The organism is Actinomycetospora sp., assembly GCF_055612215.1.
On the sequence record NZ_JBVPVA010000622.1, the window covers coordinates 1 to 2090 of the forward strand.

The 2090-nt window shown below is 74.2% G+C and carries 3 protein-coding genes; 2 read left to right on the forward strand and 1 reads right to left on the reverse strand.

All coding sequences use genetic code 11. The features are described 5' to 3' along the window. Positions 1-587: alpha/beta hydrolase (locus tag AC0CYZ_RS17125; RefSeq protein WP_472217470.1), on the reverse strand; the 587-nt coding region annotated here is incomplete at its 3' end. 211 nt (positions 588-798) lie between these two features. On the opposite strand from AC0CYZ_RS17125, the gene AC0CYZ_RS17130 reads away from it, so the two are divergent. Both AC0CYZ_RS17130 and AC0CYZ_RS17135 read left to right on the forward strand, forming a co-directional pair. Beyond that, complete coding sequence (locus tag AC0CYZ_RS17130; protein ID WP_472217472.1) at positions 799-1605, forward strand: class I SAM-dependent methyltransferase; 807 nt, start codon at positions 799-801, stop codon at positions 1603-1605. A gap of 58 nt (positions 1606-1663) precedes the next feature. Next, the gene (locus tag AC0CYZ_RS17135; RefSeq protein WP_472217474.1) at positions 1664-1966 is read left to right on the forward strand and encodes a WhiB family transcriptional regulator; all 303 of its coding nucleotides are present in this window, start codon (positions 1664-1666) and stop codon (positions 1964-1966) included. Positions 1967-2090 lie beyond the last annotated feature (124 nt).

A 2090-nucleotide genomic window follows, 5' to 3' on the forward strand; every position in this document is an offset into this window, starting at 1 on the left:
CGGTCGTTCCCCTCGTCGTCCCACTGCAGCAGGACCAGCAGCGGGATCCTGACCGCTCGGGCCTCCGCGACCATCGAGCGCGGCACGAAGCTCCCGGCGAACAGGACGGCGGCCGCGAGGCGCGGCTCGACCACCGCCATCCGGATGCCGATCGAGATGAACCCGCCCGCGAACCCCACCGGGCCGTCGATCCCGGGCAGGGCCAGGAGGGCGTCCAGGGCGGCCCGCCACTCCGGGACGGCCTGCTCGACGAGGGGGAGGACGAGCCGGTCGACGATCTCGTCGACCGGTTCACCGGCCGCCATCGCCCGGCGCAGGTCCGCGCGGGCCTCCTCGGCGGCGGCGGACGGCGTCCGGTCGCCGCCCCCGGGGAGCTCGACGGTGGCGGCGGCGAAGCCCGCCGCGGCGGCGCCCCGGGCGCGGCCCAGCAGCCGGGGATACATCCGGTCCAGCCCGCCGGGGTGGCCCAGCAGGATCAGCGGCGAGGGTGTGGACCCCGGCGTCCACAGGATGCCGGGGATCTCGTCCAGGGTGAACCGGCGCTCGAGGACGCCGTCGTCGTGGTGCTGTTCGGACGTGAATCGCATGGTCGTGCCCTTCGGGAGTGCCTGGAGGGGCGCTCCCGGACGACCTATCGCCCGGCCGTGACCCCGGAGGGGAGCACCCATGACGCAACGCTCACGGGGACCACCTCCTCGTTCTCTCGCACGGCGGCCGGAAACGTAGCGCGCGGTCGTCGTGGGCGGCCATCGGTTTTCGGCCGGTGTGCGGCGGGTCCGGATGAGGAACCCGCCGCCCATGACCGTGGAGCTGCGCCAGGAGCAGCGGACGATGCTCTGGACCCTCGCCATGCACGCCCACGACGCCGCGTCCGCGCACCCGATCCTGGGCGACGGATTCGCCGCCGACCTGCTCGACCGCGTCGACGAGCCCCCGGACCACGGCGTCAGCCTCGGCGGCAGCACCCCGCTGGTCTGCACCCGCGCGAAGCTCATCGACGACGCTGCGCGCGCCTTCCTCGCCGCGCACGACGAGGCCGTCGTCCTGCACCTCGGGTGCGGCCTCGACAGCCGCGTCCTGCGCCTCGACCCCGGGCCGGGGGTGCGGTGGTTCGACGTCGACCAGGAGCCGGTGATCGAGCTGCGCCGGCAGCTGTACGACGAGCGCGAGGGCGCCACGACGATCGCCGCGTCCGTCACCGACCCCACCTGGTGGTCGGAGGTCCCCGACGACCTCCCCCGGCTCGTCCTCGCCGAGGGCCTGCTCATGTACCTCGACCCAGAGGGCGTTCACACGGCCGTCACCAGCGCGCTGTCGCCGGGCGGGACCCTCGTCGCCGACACCGTCGCGCCGTGGGTCACCCGGGTCGCGGGCTGGCAGCCGGCCATGTGGGCCGCGGACACCGGCTTCGGCTCCTCGACCGCGGACCTCGTGGCAGCGCTCCCGCCGGGCGCCCGACGCGAGGAGACCTCCCTCGTCGACGCCACCGCCACCCGCACCGGCGGGGTCCTCTCGACCGCCGTCCGGCTCTTCGCACTGGTGCCCGGCGGGCGCGACGCGATGGTGCTGAGCACCTCCTCCACGGGCTCGTCGAGCGGCGGTTGACGGCGGTACCCGCGGGTAGCCTCGGGTCTACGACGTTCCGTAGGAGGAGGTGGTCGTCGTGGCCGATGTGTCCCGCCTTCCGGCCGCGCTGGTGGCGCACTGGGACTGGCAACGCCATGCCGCCTGCCGCGACATGGATCTCGAAATCTTCTTCCACCCCGACGGCGAGCGCGACCCGTCCCGCGCTCAGCGCGTGGCCCGCGCGAAGGCGATCTGCGCCGGCTGCCCCGTCATGGCCGCCTGCCGCAGCTGGGCCCACCAGGTCGAGGAGCCGTACGGCATCTGGGGCGGGGAAGGAGAAGACGAGCGTCGAGCGTTGTTACGCCGTAGACGCTCGGCACATCCGGTCCCGGCCGCCTGAGCACGATCCCTGACGACCTTCGGAGGTCACCGATGTCCGACGACACCACCACCCTCTCGCCCAGCCCGACCGCGCAGGTCCCGCAGCTCACCGGGATCCCGGCCAACGAGGCCCACGACCTGGC

Coding starts and splice junctions, on each gene's coding strand:
- AC0CYZ_RS17130 (WP_472217472.1), top strand. CDS start 799: ATGACCGTGGAGCTGCGCCAGGAGCAGCGGACGATGCTCTGGACCCTC.